Origin of the sequence: Meridianimaribacter sp. CL38, from assembly GCF_004328055.1 — a bacterium.
GTDB lineage: Bacteria > Bacteroidota > Bacteroidia > Flavobacteriales > Flavobacteriaceae > Gaetbulibacter_B > Gaetbulibacter_B jejuensis.
Genome location: NZ_QKWS01000002.1, coordinates 187,894 through 204,787, shown reverse-complemented (window position 1 = coordinate 204,787; position 16,894 = coordinate 187,894). Strand labels below are relative to the sequence as shown.

Here is a 16,894-nt window from a genome sequence, read left to right as displayed (position 1 = left end):
ATTAAAACAGTGTATTGATAGTTCTTGATAAATTAGACTTACTACTTAGTAACTGGTATTCGGCATCAATTCGTTTTAATTCATTTTCAATAAGTTTTACCTCTCTGTAATTTACCAAAAACAAAGAGCCTTCACCAATTTCAAATTTGCGTTCTTCACCTTGTATAAGGGCTTTGTAATCTTCAACCAAATCAAGTAGTATGATGTGCTGGTTGTTGTAAGATTCTATTTCTTGTAAGTTGGAGTTAATCTTATTTTTTAAAGTTACTTCGGTAGTAGCAAGTTCAAAGTTAATGTCTTGTAGTTTTATTTGTGCTAGTTTTAAATCGCCTCGTTCTTTTCGCAAAAATAAAGGAAAATTAATTTGTAACCCACTTTTGTAATTAGCAGTGTTTAACGAGTTTAAATTGTCATAGTCTGTCGTTAAAAAATTATACTGTAAGTTAACAGTAGGAAGTAGATTGTTTGTTTTAAGTTTTTTATCTATAGTTAAAATATCTTTTTTTACTTGTAGTGCTTTTAGTTTTGGGTGATTAGTAATGTCAATAGCATCACTGTTTAAAAGTGAACTGTTCAAAACCTGATCAATGATGCTAATAGTGTTTAAGTCTGGTATAATGGCTTCTTCAAGCTCTAAAGGTATGTTGTTATCAATCCACAAATAGTTTGAAAGCTCAAGCTTAGATTTGATATAGCCAATTTTAGCTTTCTCTAAATCAACCATTCTGTTTTTTAAATTAATACTTGCTTCTAAGGTGTCAATAGCTGGTTTGTCTCCTGCTAGGTAACTCTTTTTTATAATATCTAATCGTGTTTTAGCATTCTGAGTGTAGCCTTCATAGGTTTTTAATGATTGGTAGTTTTTAAGCCAATTGTAATAGGTTACTAAAGCATTATAAATTACATCGTTGACCAACAATTGCTGGTTGGCTTGTGCTTGTTGAGTAAACAGTTTTGCTTGCTTTAATGTTGCCATACGCTCATTCATAAACAGCCCTTTGGCTAAAGATACCGAAACACCTGCACTGTATAAACCATCATTAGGAGTTTGTAATTCAGGATTGAGATATGTGCCATCGTTGTTTTCAAAGTTAGCTTTTAGTTCTACACCATACCATGTTGGAAGTTTAAACGTAGTGTTAAGCTTATTGTAATAAGTAGTTTCGCTAAACTTTTTTCTGTCAAAATCAACTTCAATTTTAGGGTCAAAAGCACCTCTAGACTTTAACAATTTTGCTTCACCTTCGCTAACCAGTAATTGAGTTTGCTTAACCACAGGATGGTATTTTTTTACGTATCCTAAATACTCCTCAAGGGTTAATGTAGTTAACGATTCTTGCCCAAATCCATTAAAACACATGAGTGCCAACAAATAACTTAATACTGTTTTCATATTACAATAATCTGTTTTTATTTAGTTGTGGCTTGTTCTGGTTGATAGAAGTTAGGAGGGAAGCTGTTAATTTGCCTCCAAATCTCAAACCATATTGGTACATTGTCCAGCAACGCAATGGTTCGCGCTCCTGAACCTACTCTAATGTCTTTTGGCCATTCAACATCTTCTTTGTTAGGAGCAAGTAAAACACGATACATTCCATTGTTACTTATAAAGTTTTCAATCGCTATAATTTTTGCACCATAAGTACCATACGATACATTAGGCCAACCACTAAATACAATTGCAGGCCAACCATCAAACTGTACGCGTACATCTTCGCCCACATGAATAAGTGGCAAGTCTATTGGTCTTACATACATTTCAACAGCCAATTCATAATTAGAAGGCATAATGCTTACAAGTTGTTCGCCTTCTTTAAAGGTTTCACCAATACCAGATTTTATAGCTTTGTTAATGTAACCGTCTTGTGGTGCAGTTACATAAAGTAGACTGTTACGTTTGGTGTAGTTTGCCAAATCAGTTTCTAGTTTTGAAACCTGAACTTCGGTATCATAAGCGCTAGATTGTGTAGCGTATAAATCGCTCTGCGCTTTTGAAATCTTATCAGCATAGGTTGCTTGTAGTGTTGAAATGTCTAACTGACTATTGATAACTTCATTCTTTGCAACTAAAAACTTATTCTCTGCTGAAACCAACTTAGCACTAGCTTCTTGCAATTTGTTTCTGGCATCTTCAACATCTTTTACAGCCTTTAAACCTTCGGTTTGTAAACTAAATGTTCGCTCAAATTGAGTGTTGGCAATAGCTGCTTTAATTTTTAATGCTTCAAGGTCAATACTATCTGTCTTTACTTTTAAATAGGCTTGCTTTAACTTGTTTTGTGCTTGCTCAAGTTTTAAGGTACGTTCACGTTGTAATGCAGAAATTTGATTGTTTAACGCATTAATCTTGTTTTTATAAGCGTCAACTGACGATGATTTTGCGTTAAGCTGCACGTTAGTACGTTCAGCAAGTTGTGCATCAAAATACTCACTTTTTACTTCAGATATTCGCAATATAGTATCACCTGCGGTTACAAAGTCGCCTTCTTGTACAAACCATTGTTCTATACGTCCAGGTATTTGCGATTGAATGGTTTGTGGTCGCTGGTTTGGTTTAAGTGTAGTTACATTACCTGAACTAGTAATGTTTTGTGTCCAAGGTAAAAATAATATCATAATCATTATCACAGTAAATACCATTAAAAAGCTTTTAAATCGCTTGTGGTATTCTTTATGAAAAATCTCTTGGCAAGACTTAAACTTGTTTAGGTCTACATATTCTGAAACACTATTCTTTGAAATGTTTAACATACACTAAGATTTAACGTTTATAATTTCACCTTTTTTAAGGGTAATTTGTTTGTTGCACTTTGAGCTCCAATAATCATTATTACTAATGACTACAAGACTCCAAGTTTGGTTTTCTGATATTAAAAAGTCTATAATTTGTTTAGATTCTGCTTTCTTAAATTGATCTAATGGATCTTCTAGTATCAATACCTTAGGCTTTTTAACAATAGCTCTAGCTAGTACTATTTTCTTTGCTGTGGTATAAGCTATCTGTTTACCTTCAGGTTTTAGTATAGTATTTAATCCTTTTGGTTGCTGTTGTAAAAATTCGGTAAGACCTATTTGAGCAAAAACATCATAAATGGCATCATCACTAATAGTAGGATTTCCAAAAGTGATGTTTTCTCGAATGGTACCTTCAAAAGGTGTTTCGGTAGATAATGATAAGCCTAACTGTGCTCTATAGTTATTAATATATAAACTTTCCATAGATAGGTCATTCACATAAATATATCCTGATGTTGGCATGATAACACCTGTAATAAGTTGTAGCAAACTAGACTTACCAGCACCACTTTCGCCTTTAATGAGTATTTTGTCTTTTGGTGCGATGGTTAAATTTATATCTTTTAAAATAGGAGTGTTACGCTCTTTTACTTCGTAAAACACATTCTTAAGTTCAATATTTAAATTGTTTCCAGACTTTACAACTTCTCCTGTTTGCGCTTCAATAGGTTTGTCTATAACTTGTCCTAGTTTTTCTATACTCGTCAAGACATCGTAAAAAGACCCAAGTCCTAATATTAATTTCTCAACTGAGTTAATCACCAAGATGATGATAATTTCGGCAGCTACAAACTGTCCTATATTCATACGTTGATCAAGTACTAAAAATCCACCAATAAGCAATAACCCAGCTGTTACAAGTACTTTAAAACCTATCATTTGTATAAACTGAAGTATTAAAATCTTAAAATGACTTTCTCTAGATTTTAGATAATCATTAACTAGTGCATCACTTTTTTGCATTGCAAGATTCGTATTCCCTGAAAGTTTAAAGCTTATTACAGCTCTCGATACTTCTTGTAACCAGTGTGCAACCCTATACTTGTGCTTAGATTCTTTTAAGCTTGTTTCCAAGCCTTTTTTGGCAGTGTACTTAAACACGATGTACACTAATAGGATGAGTAATAACCCAAATACAATAAAAAACGGATGGTAAAACGATAATAAGATAAGCGCAAAAATAATTTGCAATAATGCCGAAGGCACATCAATTAAAATTTTAGACAGTTCTTTTTGTATCGTAAGCGTATCAAAAAACCTATTGGCTAACTCTGGTAGGTAATACCTACGCAGTTCGTTCATTTTTATTTTAGGAAAGCGATAACTTAACTCCAAAGAGGCTCTGGTAAATATACGTTGCTGTATAGTTTCTATAATACGCAATTGCATCAATTTTAAAATACCAGTAAAAGCAACTCCTGTAGTTACTAAAATAATCAAGACCACCCACGATGCCGAAACCTGTGCGCCTTGTAACAAGTTTATAATAACTTGTATACCTAGAGGTAATGATAAAGCAACAATACCTTCAAAAATAGCATAATACGAAATTTGAAAGATGTCCTTTTTTTCTAACTCTAATAATCCAATAAAGCGTTGCCAAGGCGTTAAACTGTTATTTGCCATATGTTAAAGCGTTTAAAACGAGGTCAGTAAAAAATTGAGTAGGCGTGTGCTGTTTGTTAAAATTGCTAATGGTTTTAAAATGATCTTTAACAAATTGTTGGTGTAATGCGCTTTGTATTACAGTACTTGCTAAACTTAACGGATAGTCGTAGTCAGGTTGATACTCTGAAATGAGTTCAGAAAAACGTTTCACCACACGTTTATAAGGCATAAAAAAACCTTCTTTGTTATCGTCGTCAACATCCTTGGTAAGGTATGATTTTGAGTTTTCGTTAATAACGATAGTGTTTAGCAATACCTCATTAATATGCGTATAGGTATTGTCGTTTTTTGTAGTACGTGTTAAAACTTTAATCGCTTTTTTTAGCTTATCCTCAATAGAAGTAAGGCTATAGGTTTCAATAACCAATTGATACTCTAACCAGCCCCAATACCAAGAGGTTAAATACACTAACAGCTTATGCTTGCTTTCAAAATAGCGGTATATAGAGCTTTCGTTGGACTGTATAGCAGCACCTAACTTTTTAAAGTTGAAACTCTCAAATCCCATCTCATCGATTAAAATAATACTGTGAGTGAGTATTTTTTTACCTAAAGTAGAGGATTCAGGATCCTTTAAATAGGTGCCTGAAGGGACTTCAATTTTAATGTTTGATAGTAAGTTGTTCATAATTTACAATTATTACTTGCAAATATAATAGTATTACTATCATTTTGTTTCCTAAGTCTAGTTATTTAATTAAAATTTAACATACTACAACAAAGTAATCTTATGTCTATCTTGTCATCTTGTGCTTATGAAAAAGGGTAAACAAGTAAGAGTACAGCACAACAATATCAACAAAAGAGAAACATGTGTTTTGAATTATATAATTTCACTGATACGCTTAAACCTTGTAAATTACGTTCCTGTACTTTTATTTTTACTATTTAAAAGTATTTCCTTTTTTTGTTAACAAATGAGTACTAGTCATAAAGTATATAATAAGAGTAAAGCATCCCTTTATTGGACATGTCAATTGTTAGGATGGAGTATTGTTTCTATCTATTGGGCATATACTGTGTATACACGCGATAACTACGGAGCGTTTTACACCTTGTTGAATTATGTGTTAGATATTGCTATTGGTATATTTTTAACGCATTGTTACAGGCGCTTTGCTTTACATAAACAATGGAATCAACTGCCTCTTAAAAAATTACTTTATAGAGTAGTACCAAGCATTATTATATTGTCAGTATTATATGTGTTGCTAAACAATATTAAATGGTATCTTTATTGGACTGTCATTGCAGGAGAGCAAAAAGAGTTTTGGACAGCTCTTGTATATTGGGACCCAATTTTACTTACTGGTTTACGTTTGATGTCAATATGGATTTTAGCATATCACTTATACCATTATTACCAAAAAGAGGTTGCTACTGCTAGAGAAAATGCACAACTCTCTATACTTTCAAAACAAATTCAATTAGATAATCTATCGGCTCAATTAAATCCACATTTTTTATTTAATTCATTAAACTCAATCAAGTCCCTAATAGAAGAAAATCCAAGTAAAGCAAGAAGAGCTATAGACCTATTATCAGATTTGTTACGTTCATCTTTATATGAAAAGGATAAAGATTTAATTTCAATAAAGGATGAGTTAGCCTTAGTAAATGATTATATTGAATTAGAAAAATTACGATTTGAAGAGCGTTTATCATTACATAGCACTTTAGACGATAGTTTAGAGCAAGTTAAAATACCAACATTAAGTATTCAGCTATTAATAGAAAATGCTATTAAACATGGCATAGATAAGCTAATTAAGGGAGGTGTTATTAATTTAGTGATTGTAAAAAATGAAGAACAGATTATAATCAGTGTACAAAACCCAGGTAAAATAACTTCAAAGCATTCTAAAGGTGTAGGCCTTAAAAATTTAAAAGAAAGATTAGAAATTCAATATAAAACCAAAGCTTCATTTCACTTAACAGAGATTGACGCAAATACAGTAGAGGCTAAGATAATTTTACCTTTAACAACCAATGAAGACATTTAAAACCATTATAATAGACGATGAGCGTTTAGCGAGAGAAGAGTTAAAGCGTACTTTAAAGCCACACAAAGAATTTCAGGTTGTTGGAGAGGCATCGCATGTAGATGAAGCCATCCAAATTATTGAGACTGAAGCACCAGACATTATTTTCTTAGACATTCATATGCCTGAAAAGTCTGGTTTTGATTTATTAGAAGAACTTGGGACTGTACCAGAGGTTGTGTTTACTACAGCTTATGATCAGTATGCAGTAAAAGCTTTCGAATTAAACGCATTAGATTATTTGGTGAAACCCTTGCGCGAAGAACGTTTTGCTAAAACTATAGAAAAGGTAAAACAAGAACTTTTTAAGAAAAGAAAGACCACTCCTGAGGTATTCCCAATGCATCGCAAAATTTTTATCAAAGATGGTGAACAATGTCACTTCATTCCTCTGTCTGATATTCGCTACATTGAATCGCTCGAAAATTACGCACGTTTATATTTTGGAACTCAAAAAGCAATGATTAAACGTTCATTAAATCTTTTAGAAGAAAAATTAGACCCTAACGTATTTTTTAGAGCCAATAGAAGTCAAATTATTAACATACACTATATACAGGAGATTTATCCGCACTTTAATAATAGATTGCAAATTAAATTAACTTCGGGAGAAATAATCGATGTGTCTAGTCGTCAATCTGTTAAGTTTAGGAATTGGAATAGTCTTTAAATATAAATGACGCCAATTTTTGACGTTCAATGCTGTTATGTTACGCTCCTGTACTTTTTGTTTTATAAATGTAAAACCTGCCCTTAATTTGTATTGTAAATCATTAAAAACGAACATTATGAAACCTTTTACAGTTCAAAAATTTTTGGCAAAATTAGTAGTAGCTATAATAGTATTGCTTCTAACATCTTGCAAAAACAATCCAGAAACAACAGTCACTAATCAACCTATACTATCTGATTATAACTTGGGAGAAAAATGGGTATGGAAATACAAAGGCGTTACTGATGAAGGCGAAGTACGATCTGATGGAACAGATACTAGAGCCATTGTTAATTTTAATGGCGAATTAGGAATGACTATAGACAAGGATACCGTTTTAGTCTCTGATTTTGTAAAGCCTGAAGACAGTGAAACACCAAGATATAAATGGCCTTTGGAAGTTGGTAAAACATGGACCTATGAAAAAGACTGGACTAGTCAAGATGGTACTACAGGAAAACAAAGTCAGGATGTAGAAGTATTATCCTTTAAAGAAGAAACAGTGGGAGCAGGGACATTTATGGCTTACACCATAACCTATAAAGGAACCATTTCTAATTCAAGAGGCTATAGTGCCAAAACAGATGAAGTATGGTTGTATGCTCCAAAAATCAAGAACTTTATAAAAATGACCCAAGTACAAGACGGTTTTTCTTATACCGAAGAGTTAATTGAGTATTCAAAATAAAACCAATACAATTAAATGAAAGTATTTAAACTATTAAAGGGTACAATATTTTTACTGCTATTAGTGTTGGTTGCTTGTAATTCAATAACCGAAGCGCAACAAGAACCTAGAACTGTAAATAGAGAAGGTAAAGCATATTTGGTACAAGACTCTGTGTTAATCACCACTAGAGATGGTGCAAAAATATCTGCTATAATTGTTAGGAGTAAAGCTGAAACAAAACCACAGCCAACCATACTATTCCATACCATATATACGCGTAAAGATGACATCAATAGAGCTTATGAAGCAGCTGATAAAGGCTATGTAGGTGTGGTATCATACACTCGAGGAAAACATTTAAGTCCAAATTCAATAACACCTTATGTACATGAGGGTAACGATGTGTACGATGTTATTGATTGGATTGCAAAGCAAGAGTGGAGCAATGCCAAAGTGGGTATGTATGGTGGTAGTTATGCTGGCTTTGTACAATGGGCTTCAATGAAAGAAAAAGTACATCCAGCTTTAAAAACTATTGTACCTTCAGTAGCTGCGGCTCCTGGTATTGCTGAACCTATGGAAAATGGTGTTTATTTTAACTTTCACTATCCTTGGTGGCATTATGTGACCAATAACAAAACCCTCGATACCACTTCATATTATAATGGCAAACGCTGGAATGAGTTATATTTAAATTGGTATAAAAAAGGTGTTGCTTATAAACGTTTAGATAGTTTAGATGGTCTTCCAAATCCAGGATTCAATGAAAAACTGAAACATCCAACATTTGACAATTACTGGAAAGGTATGACACTGTATAACAAAACAGATTTTGCTAAAATAGATATACCTATCTTAAGTACTACAGGATATTATGATGGAGGACAATTTGGAACAATGCACTATTTAAAATCCCATTATCAATATCATACCAATGCTGAGCAGTACCTTTTAATAGGACCTTATTCACATTTTGGAGCGCAAGAGCATCCAGAAAAACACATTCTGGGTTATGATATAGACCCAGTAGCTCAAATAGATATTAAAGCCATCATCTTTCAATGGTTTGATTACATTTTTAAAGGTGTTAATAAACCTGCTTTGTTAAAGGATAAAATCAATTATCAAGTCATGGGCACCAATACTTGGAAACATGCAGCTTCATTAGATAAAATGGCTACAGATACTTTAAAGGTGTATTTAAGTCAGGAACGTTCTGGTGTAGCGTTTAAGTCGACTTATGACACAGGAAATCTAGGTGTAAACGAACACTTTAGTTTAACTCATACTGCTGATGCCTCAAGTTATATTGAACAAACAATTGATATGTCTGATCGTAGTCAATTCTCTTGGAATTTAAGTGGTAATCGTAACCTTGTATCAAATACCTTAACGGTAGGTCAAGGCTTCTCGTTTGCAACAGAACCTTTTGAAGAAGATACAGAGCTTACAGGAGCGATAAGTGGCGTTTTAAATCTGTCTATCAATAAAAAGGATTTTGATTGTAATGTGTTGCTTTATGAACAAACCGCTGACGGCCAATTTTTTAGTTTAACACTGCCATTTACAACCAGAGCAAGTATGTCTAAAGACATTGAAAACAGAAACTTGTTAGCACCAAATGAAAAGACCGCAATACCTATTAGTAATTTTAGAATGACGAGTAAGATGTTAAAAAAAGGGAGTCGAATAGTTGTTCTTGTTAATGGAATAAAACATCCTTTTTCGCAAATAAACTATGGTACAGGAAAAGACGTAAGCGACGAAACCATTAAAGATGCTAAAGAACCTTTAACAATAAAGTGGTATAACGATAGCTATATTAACATTCCTATACATAAACATTGATTTTAAATAGTCTTGATCAAGCCACGACGCAACATCTTTCCTCAATGTCATTGCGAGTGCAACGAAGCAATCTTACACAGGTCTTGTCACCCTGAGCCTGTCGAAGGGTCTCTATTTTATTTACCCAATGTCACCCTGAGCCTGTCGAAGGGTAGAACAATTAACACTACTTAACCATCCCTTACAAAACAACAGCACCCAAATACGTACTCGTTGCGCTTAACACCTTAGTAGCATTATTAAAAGTAGCCCAAAGCTGTAACGTATGTCCTTGAAAATGCTCAGGAAACACAAGTTCACATTGACTAAGTTCCCTAAGACTACACTCAATAAAAAACTCAAAAGCCTCCAATTGTGGTGCATAAGCTATAACAATTAGGCTATCGTTTGGGTAGGCTAAACCCTCGTTACTATTGTTTTGCCATGTTAATGAAAGCGTAGTAGGGTTGGAGTGGGTAACCACAGCATTACTGATGCCACACAAGCCTCCCATACCAATCAGCACTTTAGAGTATAACAGCTCAAAACCTGTATCGGTAACAGTTATAGCCTCTTTAAGATGGTAGGACAAGGCATTGTTAAAAGGCGTTTTGCTACCTGTATTATCACCAAACGTAATGGAAAGCAACCCTTTAATAGGATTTAAAAAACGAAGCGCAAAACTAAACTTAGCACGTTGTTGCAGTTGAGCTGCACTTGGAGCCTTCTTGGACGCTGTTGGTACACTGCGCATTACTTGTTTACCACGCCATTGGCTGCCTACTACAGTACCAACCTTACCAGAAAAACTACCCAAAACACCATTGTTATACGTTCCCATAATAGTTGTATTTAAAACATTGACTATCACTAAAGTAGTAAAAAAAATGCAAAATATCGATAAAATGTATAAAAATACCGATGAAATGCATTATTTTAAAGATACAGTAGTTCGAGAATCCTTCGGGAATGCTTCGGGATTTCTTTGTAAAATAAGGTGTTTACCGAAGAAACCTCGAAGGAAAGTAGGAGGAGAGTGGGAGAGATGGCTTATTTATAAAAAATAAATCAATTCAGAAGTTTAACTTTTTCTTCTGCAACTTTTAATTTTTCTAGTAAACTATGATATAAAGCTCGATTCTCAATAATAGCTTTATCATTATTTTCAATTAAAGTATTTATCTCTTTAATTTGCTTTTCTTTATCTAATTTTGTTCTTCCTATTTTAAAACTTTGAATGTCTAAATATTGACTTTTATATTTCTCTTGAATCTTACTTAAACTATCATGTGTTTTTATGTTTTTTCCTATTTGAGAAGTTATATCACAAACAGCATGTACTGTTTTCAAACTATCAAGTTCTCTTTTAATTGAAGACTCCTGTGCAATAGAATTAAAAGTAATGCCAAATAAAAAGGACAATATTATTAATGATTTCATTTTTGGAAGGATTTAATTTAATATTCTCAAAATTAAAAATTACTTTATAAGTAACACTTAAAAACTTATTTTTTTTAAATAGGATATTCTTTCTCAAAATACATAAATCGTATACAACTTATAGATTTACTTGCTATAATGTTCTCGCGTTATGTAACTTGAGCTTTGGATAAAAGCGAAAGTCCTTTCCACAGTTTCTGAAAAAAATTTTATTCCAAAGGTTTCTTTACGATGTTAATGGAACACTCTTTTTAAGAAACGACGATAGGAGAGTAGTGAAATGTGTGTGGAAAGGAATATTAAGATGTTAAGTTTAAGGCTTTTTCTTTTGCAGTTTTGAGACTATATGGTTGTGATTTTGAGTTTATATGGCTATTAATAGAATCATCAATTAACAAATTGATATAAAATAAGTCAGAATTAGATTTTATTAAAGTTTGTTTAATCTCATTTAAGACAGCTTGTACTTTCACAAAACCTTCTTCGTTAATAGAAAGATTTGTAATTAACATTTTATAGAAGTCTCTATAATAACTAGACTCGAATTTATCAAATTCTTTATTGTAAATAACATCAAATAATTCAACTAAATCTTGAATGTTATCAATGTTATTAAAACTAGTGTATTTCATACCATGAAAAGAAGGAGTAAATCCTTTCTTTAAATTTTTTAAGATAAATTTGAAGGCTTCAGAATCATTTAACTTCAGTAAGATATCTAATGCGTTAATAGCATATCTTTCTTTTCCACTTTCCAAATATTCAATAGCCTTCTCTTTGCAAAAAGAAATATTAATATTCAATTTTAACATTATCTCAATTGAACTCCAAAATTGATAACTCTCATTATCAACGCATAACTCCTTTAGAATTGAAGTATCATTAGTGTATTGCACATAATCTTCTAGCTTTTTACTTTCATGGAAAATTGATTTTCCTTTTAGTAAGTGTTTTCGTATTGATTGAAATGTCTTTTCCAATTGATTAGATAGAGCATAACTAATATGTTTAGACATTGATAAACCAATTAATTCTTTTGAGTTAATATTTTCTATAATTTGTTTATCAAACAAAGACTTATTGTTTATCAAATTATATAAATGACCAAAACTTTCATCTATTTCGCCAGATTTATCGAATTCATAAAACTCAATACTATTTAGCAAGAAATCTTGTGGCAATTCAAAACCAAACAGCTTTTGAAAATAAAATATAGTCTCTAATTTTTTATAGTTTTTTAAATAATAAAAAGAAGAATCACCTGAAGAATGAGCAACTTCATTAAAGTCTATTTGTGGTACTTCTTTAAGAACCCATTTTTCAATACTTTCTATTTGTTTTTTTGATATCCTGAAATCTCTATTGTTACTTTTATACTGCTCAATAATTTGCCTAATTTTCTGAATAATAATAAAATCATCACTATCAATAATTTTCTTTATTTCATTATAGGTTGTAGGATTGTCATTTCTAGAATAAATAAATTTATCAATAAGACTAATTGAAGTGTCTATGACATTGGCATGACCATTTTTATCATACCAATCTCTTCTAATTTTATGTAAATCATTTCCAGTAATAGAATTGTCATTATTTTTAAAAACAGCTTTAATTTCATTTAGTAATTTATCTTTATCAAATAGAATATCAAAATTGTCTTGGATATGTTTTTTGAAATTAATTTGATATAATATTGCCTTCTCATTTGTAAAAACTGGCTCTTTGAAATTAACACCTTTTATTTCCATTAAATCATTAAACATTACAGCTAAATCTCGACTATTGGAATTTCCAATATTATTTCTGAAATATTCAATCTCTTGATTTGGTAATTTTTTTTCTAATAAAATTTCAACTAATTGATGAATATTATTTTCATTTACTAATTCAGCTAGAAAAAATCTTATATTATCAATTTCATTATTTTCAATCAAATAATTCAGCGCCGCATCTTCAGCATTGCTAATTTTTATTATTTTAAATAAAAATTGTCTATTCATATGAAAACGATAGTCCTCATTAATTTGTCCCAATAGATCAGTAATAAATGTTTCATCTGCTTTAATAAATGTTGAGCATTTTTCAATTAGTTCATCTTCAAAATTATCATAATAAGATACTTTGCCATCATTGTTAAAGTAATATCTAAATATGTCCAAGAAGTCTTTAGGGTTTGAAAGTCTTAATATTAGTTTATTTATTATATACCTGTTACCTCTAATTACTTCATCTTCATCTTTTCGCTTGATATAGCCATTAGCCATTAAAAATTCATTCTTCAAAAATTGTCTATAGATATCAATATTTTCTTCGTCATGAATCAAAGACAATAAGCTATTATTTAGTTGCTTATTTGTTTCATTTTTAAAAAGTTCATAGATAGTGGACATATATGTTGAGTCATCTTGAACCAAATTAAACTTTTGAATTATTCTCAAAATTTCTGATTTTGCACCTATTGGAAAATCAGTTGACTTTAAATATTTCATCAGAAATGATTTAAATTCTTTCCTTTGAAAAGAAGAAACGGAAAAGAAGCTCAACAAGTTTAATGCAGAATATAATACTCTTATATGGTATTCTTTATATCTAGAAATTATACTAATTAAATAATCAAAATTTTCTTTACAATCCCCAAAATTTCCTATTTCACTTACTTCAAATGTTCTTCTAGTGCTAATCCATAAGGTTTTATTAATACATTCCTCTTGAAAATATTTCTGAAAAACTTCTATTCTAATATTTTTACTTAATCTGTTTGAATCTGATTTAAATAATAATTCAATTTGATTGTTTTTAATCCATTCTAATAAATCTATATAGTCTGGGTCGTCAATATTCATTATATCTAGTAAAAAAGTCAATGAATTAAATAATGAAGGATGAACTGATTGTGTTTCATCAATTTTAATAAAATCAAGAATTTCAGAGAAATCTTTATCTACAAGACATTTTGCCACAAAATATTCTTGAATCTGTCTATGCACAAAACTCCAGTAATTCGAGTCTTCATTTTTAATAATGAATGGATTTTCAATAAACTCATCATACTCATCACCAACTATTTCATACAGCTCTTCATCAGTTGTATAATTTTTCTGCATTAGTTCATTTACCAAAGATAGAATCTTTAATAGCTTAATTGACTTAGGTTTATTAAGAACTGTACGTTTAATCACTTTCGCTTTATGATTATCTAAAGCTTTATCTATAAATAACTCCCAAATTTGTGAACTGTTCTGTGGTATATTTCTATTTTCTTTATAATATTCCGCAAAGAGATTCAGAAAAAATGGAGTGTCAATATTTTCAAAAAATCTTTCGTCAACATTTCTTATGTTAAACCTATTTTCTAATATAGATTTAGCTTGATTAATCGTAATAGACTTTAAAATAAAAGGTTGAAAACCCGTTATTTTAGCTAAATATTTACTGTAAATATTAGTCCTACAACTAATGACATACTTTATACTTCTATTTTTATTTTTAGATATGAAATTCTCAAATTCACTTATAAAATCTTGAATATCAGCGATTTCATCAAGTCCATCAAGAATAAAAATTACCTGCGAAAATTTCTTCCAATTATCGTTGTTTATTAGTGTTTCAAAAGAAATATTCTTTTTATAATATTTTAAACTAATGAAGAATGGAATAATTCCTGTTTCTTCTTTTTCATTCCAAAGTAAATTGAAGAGTGTTTTTAGCTCGGTAGTTTTACCAACTCCAGGATTGCCAAGAAGAATAATTTTATCATAAGACATTATTCCAGCCCTTAAAGTAATGTCATTTTCATCATTAATAAATGAAGTAATGTCACTACCATCGTATTTAGTTATATATCTTTTTTCGTAAAATTCCATCTAGTCTCTTTTAAAATCTTCGACTTTTAGTTCTTCAAGATAATTTGACTTACTTTTTTTATGAGGAAACTCATATCCATTTCCACCATAAGAAGAATTATTATCTATTCCTTTTGGAGGAGCAGATTGTGTATCATAAACAAATTGTGGATTTTCAAAAACATATTTTCTGTGATGAATCTCTCTTATTCTATTAGAAAATAAATCAATATCAATTATCTGATATCCTGGTTGAAATTTATCAATTTCCTCGTCTGGCTTATTCAATGCTGCTCTTCCCCTAAAACCAAAACAACTGCCAGCAGGATTAAATATCTTTTCCGATTTTATACTATGATGATGTCCAAATAAAAACAAATCGACATCCTTATTCAATAAAAATTTAACTATTTCATTTTTTTCTGTAAAATCATCAACAGAGTGATGAAAAAGACAAATTATTCTATCAAGATTTAGGTCTAGGCTATGTAATTTTTGAATGGCCCAATAAAGCTGTTTAGCCCCAAAAAAATGATTATTTAATTTTTTGTCTTCTAATTTACATGTGGAACACCTCCAAGAATCATTAATTAAAATAAAACCAACTTTTTTATTAGAATCATATTTATAAATATAAACAGATTCATTATTAGAATATTCATAATTAATTGTGTCCTTATGGAAAGCTTCCTCAAACTCTTTAAATAATTTAATTCTATCATTTGAAGAATTGAAACCCAATTTATTTAATTCTAGTTGTTGTTTTATGGTTTCCTTATTAATTTTTTCTTTCATTGATTTTTCATCAACCCAAAGAATACCATTCTCGTCAATATCATGATTACCTGGAATAAATAAAAAATTTTCATTTCCTAATCCAAGAATCGAAGAAATTGGTTTTATAAATATCTTTTCAAAGACTTCATAAGGAGATTTAAATAGCTTAAACTCTTCCATTTCCATCAAAGAATGTCCTCCTTTATCAACCAAATCACCTGTAATTACTATTAAATCAATTTTATTAGTTGAATGAAAATCAGCAAGATCATTTATAAGTGCCTCACGATAATTATCATGAAACTCATCATAGTTGGTTTTGGATAGATGTATGTCAGATAGATGAACTATTCTCATTTAATTTATTAAAACATAAATATAGAAAATTGATATTCAAAATGGTACTTGACCTCATAAAATTTTGGCTAAAACAATAGGAGAGTGGAGCGACCATATTTTAGGTTATGCAAATACAATTATCTAGTGGATGATTGTATTTGGAAAGAAAACTAATGCAAATCTTCATGACATGATTTACAAACAGATTCTAGCCATTTAATTGGTTCTTAGCCAATATTATACTTAGCATATCTTGTGTGATGCACTTGTGTAGCAGGATTTCCACAATAGACACATTTCCAGTTATCACGTTTTAAAACTACATAGCGTTTCCGTTGCCATGCATCAGATTTTAAATACACGTTTCTGTAATAATCGCGTCGTGCTATTCTTTGTTTCTCCCATAAGTTTCTTTTATATTTTAACAATACGATATAGACAAGAACAGCTATAATCACAAATAGAATCATTTTAAAATCATCATTTGTTAATTGTGAAAGCTTTTCCATGTCATTAAGATAATAAATTGTTTCGCAAATAAAACGACCTCATAAAACTTTAGCCAAAACAATTTACGAGTTCACGAGAATCGCGTAAAACATTTCGTTACGTACATTTTATCAAATACGCTAAATATAACTTTATAGCACTTAAAAAAAGCTTTTACATAATTTCTGTTGATATAAACCCTAAAATAGATTTTAAGATTCTATCCGCTATATTTCACACATATTACTATTGTCTTATAATTTATATTATGTAAAATAGAATTTTATATAGT

The 16,894-nt window shown here is 30.7% G+C and carries 13 protein-coding genes; 4 read left to right on the top strand and 9 right to left on the bottom strand.

Annotation, left to right across the window (positions count from 1 at the left end):
• Position 1 precedes the first annotated feature (1 nt).
• Genes DMZ43_RS06060 through DMZ43_RS06045 form a run of 4 tightly spaced genes read right to left on the bottom strand, consistent with a single transcriptional unit; the run spans position 2 to position 5,092 of the window.
• A complete protein-coding gene (locus DMZ43_RS06060) occupies positions 2–1,393 on the bottom strand; it encodes a TolC family protein (protein ID WP_131506685.1) in 1,392 nt (463 codons plus the stop codon).
• A gap of 17 nt (positions 1,394–1,410) precedes the next feature.
• Positions 1,411–2,751: an HlyD family secretion protein gene (locus DMZ43_RS06055; RefSeq protein ID WP_131506684.1), complete on the bottom strand. Its 1,341-nt coding sequence runs from the start codon at positions 2,749–2,751 to the stop codon at positions 1,411–1,413.
• A 3-nt stretch (positions 2,752–2,754) separates the two neighbouring features.
• Positions 2,755–4,422: a peptidase domain-containing ABC transporter gene (locus DMZ43_RS06050; protein ID WP_131506683.1), complete on the bottom strand. Its 1,668-nt coding sequence runs from the start codon at positions 4,420–4,422 to the stop codon at positions 2,755–2,757.
• The gene (locus tag DMZ43_RS06045) at positions 4,412–5,092 is read right to left on the bottom strand and encodes a TetR/AcrR family transcriptional regulator (RefSeq protein WP_131506682.1); all 681 of its coding nucleotides are present in this window, start codon (positions 5,090–5,092) and stop codon (positions 4,412–4,414) included. The genes DMZ43_RS06050 and DMZ43_RS06045 overlap by 11 nt, the downstream gene beginning before the upstream one ends.
• A 289-nt stretch (positions 5,093–5,381) precedes the next feature.
• Here DMZ43_RS06045 and DMZ43_RS06040 point away from each other — a divergent pair, with 289 nt between their 5' ends.
• The 4 genes from DMZ43_RS06040 to DMZ43_RS06025 all read left to right on the top strand — a co-directional run bounded on the left by DMZ43_RS06040 (position 5,382) and on the right by DMZ43_RS06025 (position 9,736).
• The gene (locus tag DMZ43_RS06040; RefSeq protein WP_131506681.1) at positions 5,382–6,467 is read left to right on the top strand and encodes a sensor histidine kinase; all 1,086 of its coding nucleotides are present in this window, start codon (positions 5,382–5,384) and stop codon (positions 6,465–6,467) included.
• Entirely contained in the window at positions 6,454–7,176 is a 723-nt protein-coding gene (locus tag DMZ43_RS06035; RefSeq protein ID WP_131506680.1) for a LytTR family DNA-binding domain-containing protein, read from the top strand. Before DMZ43_RS06040 ends, DMZ43_RS06035 begins: the two co-directional genes overlap by 14 nt.
• Positions 7,177–7,294: 118 nt before the next feature.
• Positions 7,295–7,906 carry a hypothetical protein gene (locus DMZ43_RS06030; protein WP_131506679.1) on the top strand — a complete coding sequence of 204 codons (612 nt, stop codon included), beginning with the start codon at positions 7,295–7,297 and terminating at the stop codon, positions 7,904–7,906.
• A gap of 15 nt (positions 7,907–7,921) precedes the next feature.
• Positions 7,922–9,736 carry a CocE/NonD family hydrolase gene (locus DMZ43_RS06025; protein ID WP_131506678.1) on the top strand — a complete coding sequence of 605 codons (1,815 nt, stop codon included), beginning with the start codon at positions 7,922–7,924 and terminating at the stop codon, positions 9,734–9,736.
• A 181-nt stretch (positions 9,737–9,917) separates the two neighbouring features.
• Here DMZ43_RS06025 and DMZ43_RS06020 read toward each other — a convergent pair whose 3' ends face one another.
• The 5 genes from DMZ43_RS06020 to DMZ43_RS06000 all read right to left on the bottom strand — a co-directional run bounded on the left by DMZ43_RS06020 (position 9,918) and on the right by DMZ43_RS06000 (position 16,622).
• Positions 9,918–10,556, bottom strand: coding sequence for a DUF6266 family protein (locus DMZ43_RS06020; RefSeq protein ID WP_131506677.1), 639 nt, complete (start codon positions 10,554–10,556; stop codon positions 9,918–9,920).
• Positions 10,557–10,783: 227 nt separating this feature from the next.
• Positions 10,784–11,155: a hypothetical protein gene (locus DMZ43_RS06015; protein ID WP_131506676.1), complete on the bottom strand. Its 372-nt coding sequence runs from the start codon at positions 11,153–11,155 to the stop codon at positions 10,784–10,786.
• Positions 11,156–11,454: 299 nt separating this feature from the next.
• Positions 11,455–15,018: an NACHT domain-containing NTPase gene (locus tag DMZ43_RS06010; RefSeq protein ID WP_131506675.1), complete on the bottom strand. Its 3,564-nt coding sequence runs from the start codon at positions 15,016–15,018 to the stop codon at positions 11,455–11,457.
• A complete protein-coding gene (locus DMZ43_RS06005; RefSeq protein WP_131506674.1) occupies positions 15,019–16,131 on the bottom strand; it encodes a metallophosphoesterase in 1,113 nt (370 codons plus the stop codon). It abuts the gene before it with no gap.
• Positions 16,132–16,340: 209 nt separating this feature from the next.
• Entirely contained in the window at positions 16,341–16,622 is a 282-nt protein-coding gene (locus DMZ43_RS06000; protein WP_131506673.1) for an HNH endonuclease, read from the bottom strand.
• Between the last annotated feature and the right edge of the window lie 272 nt (positions 16,623–16,894).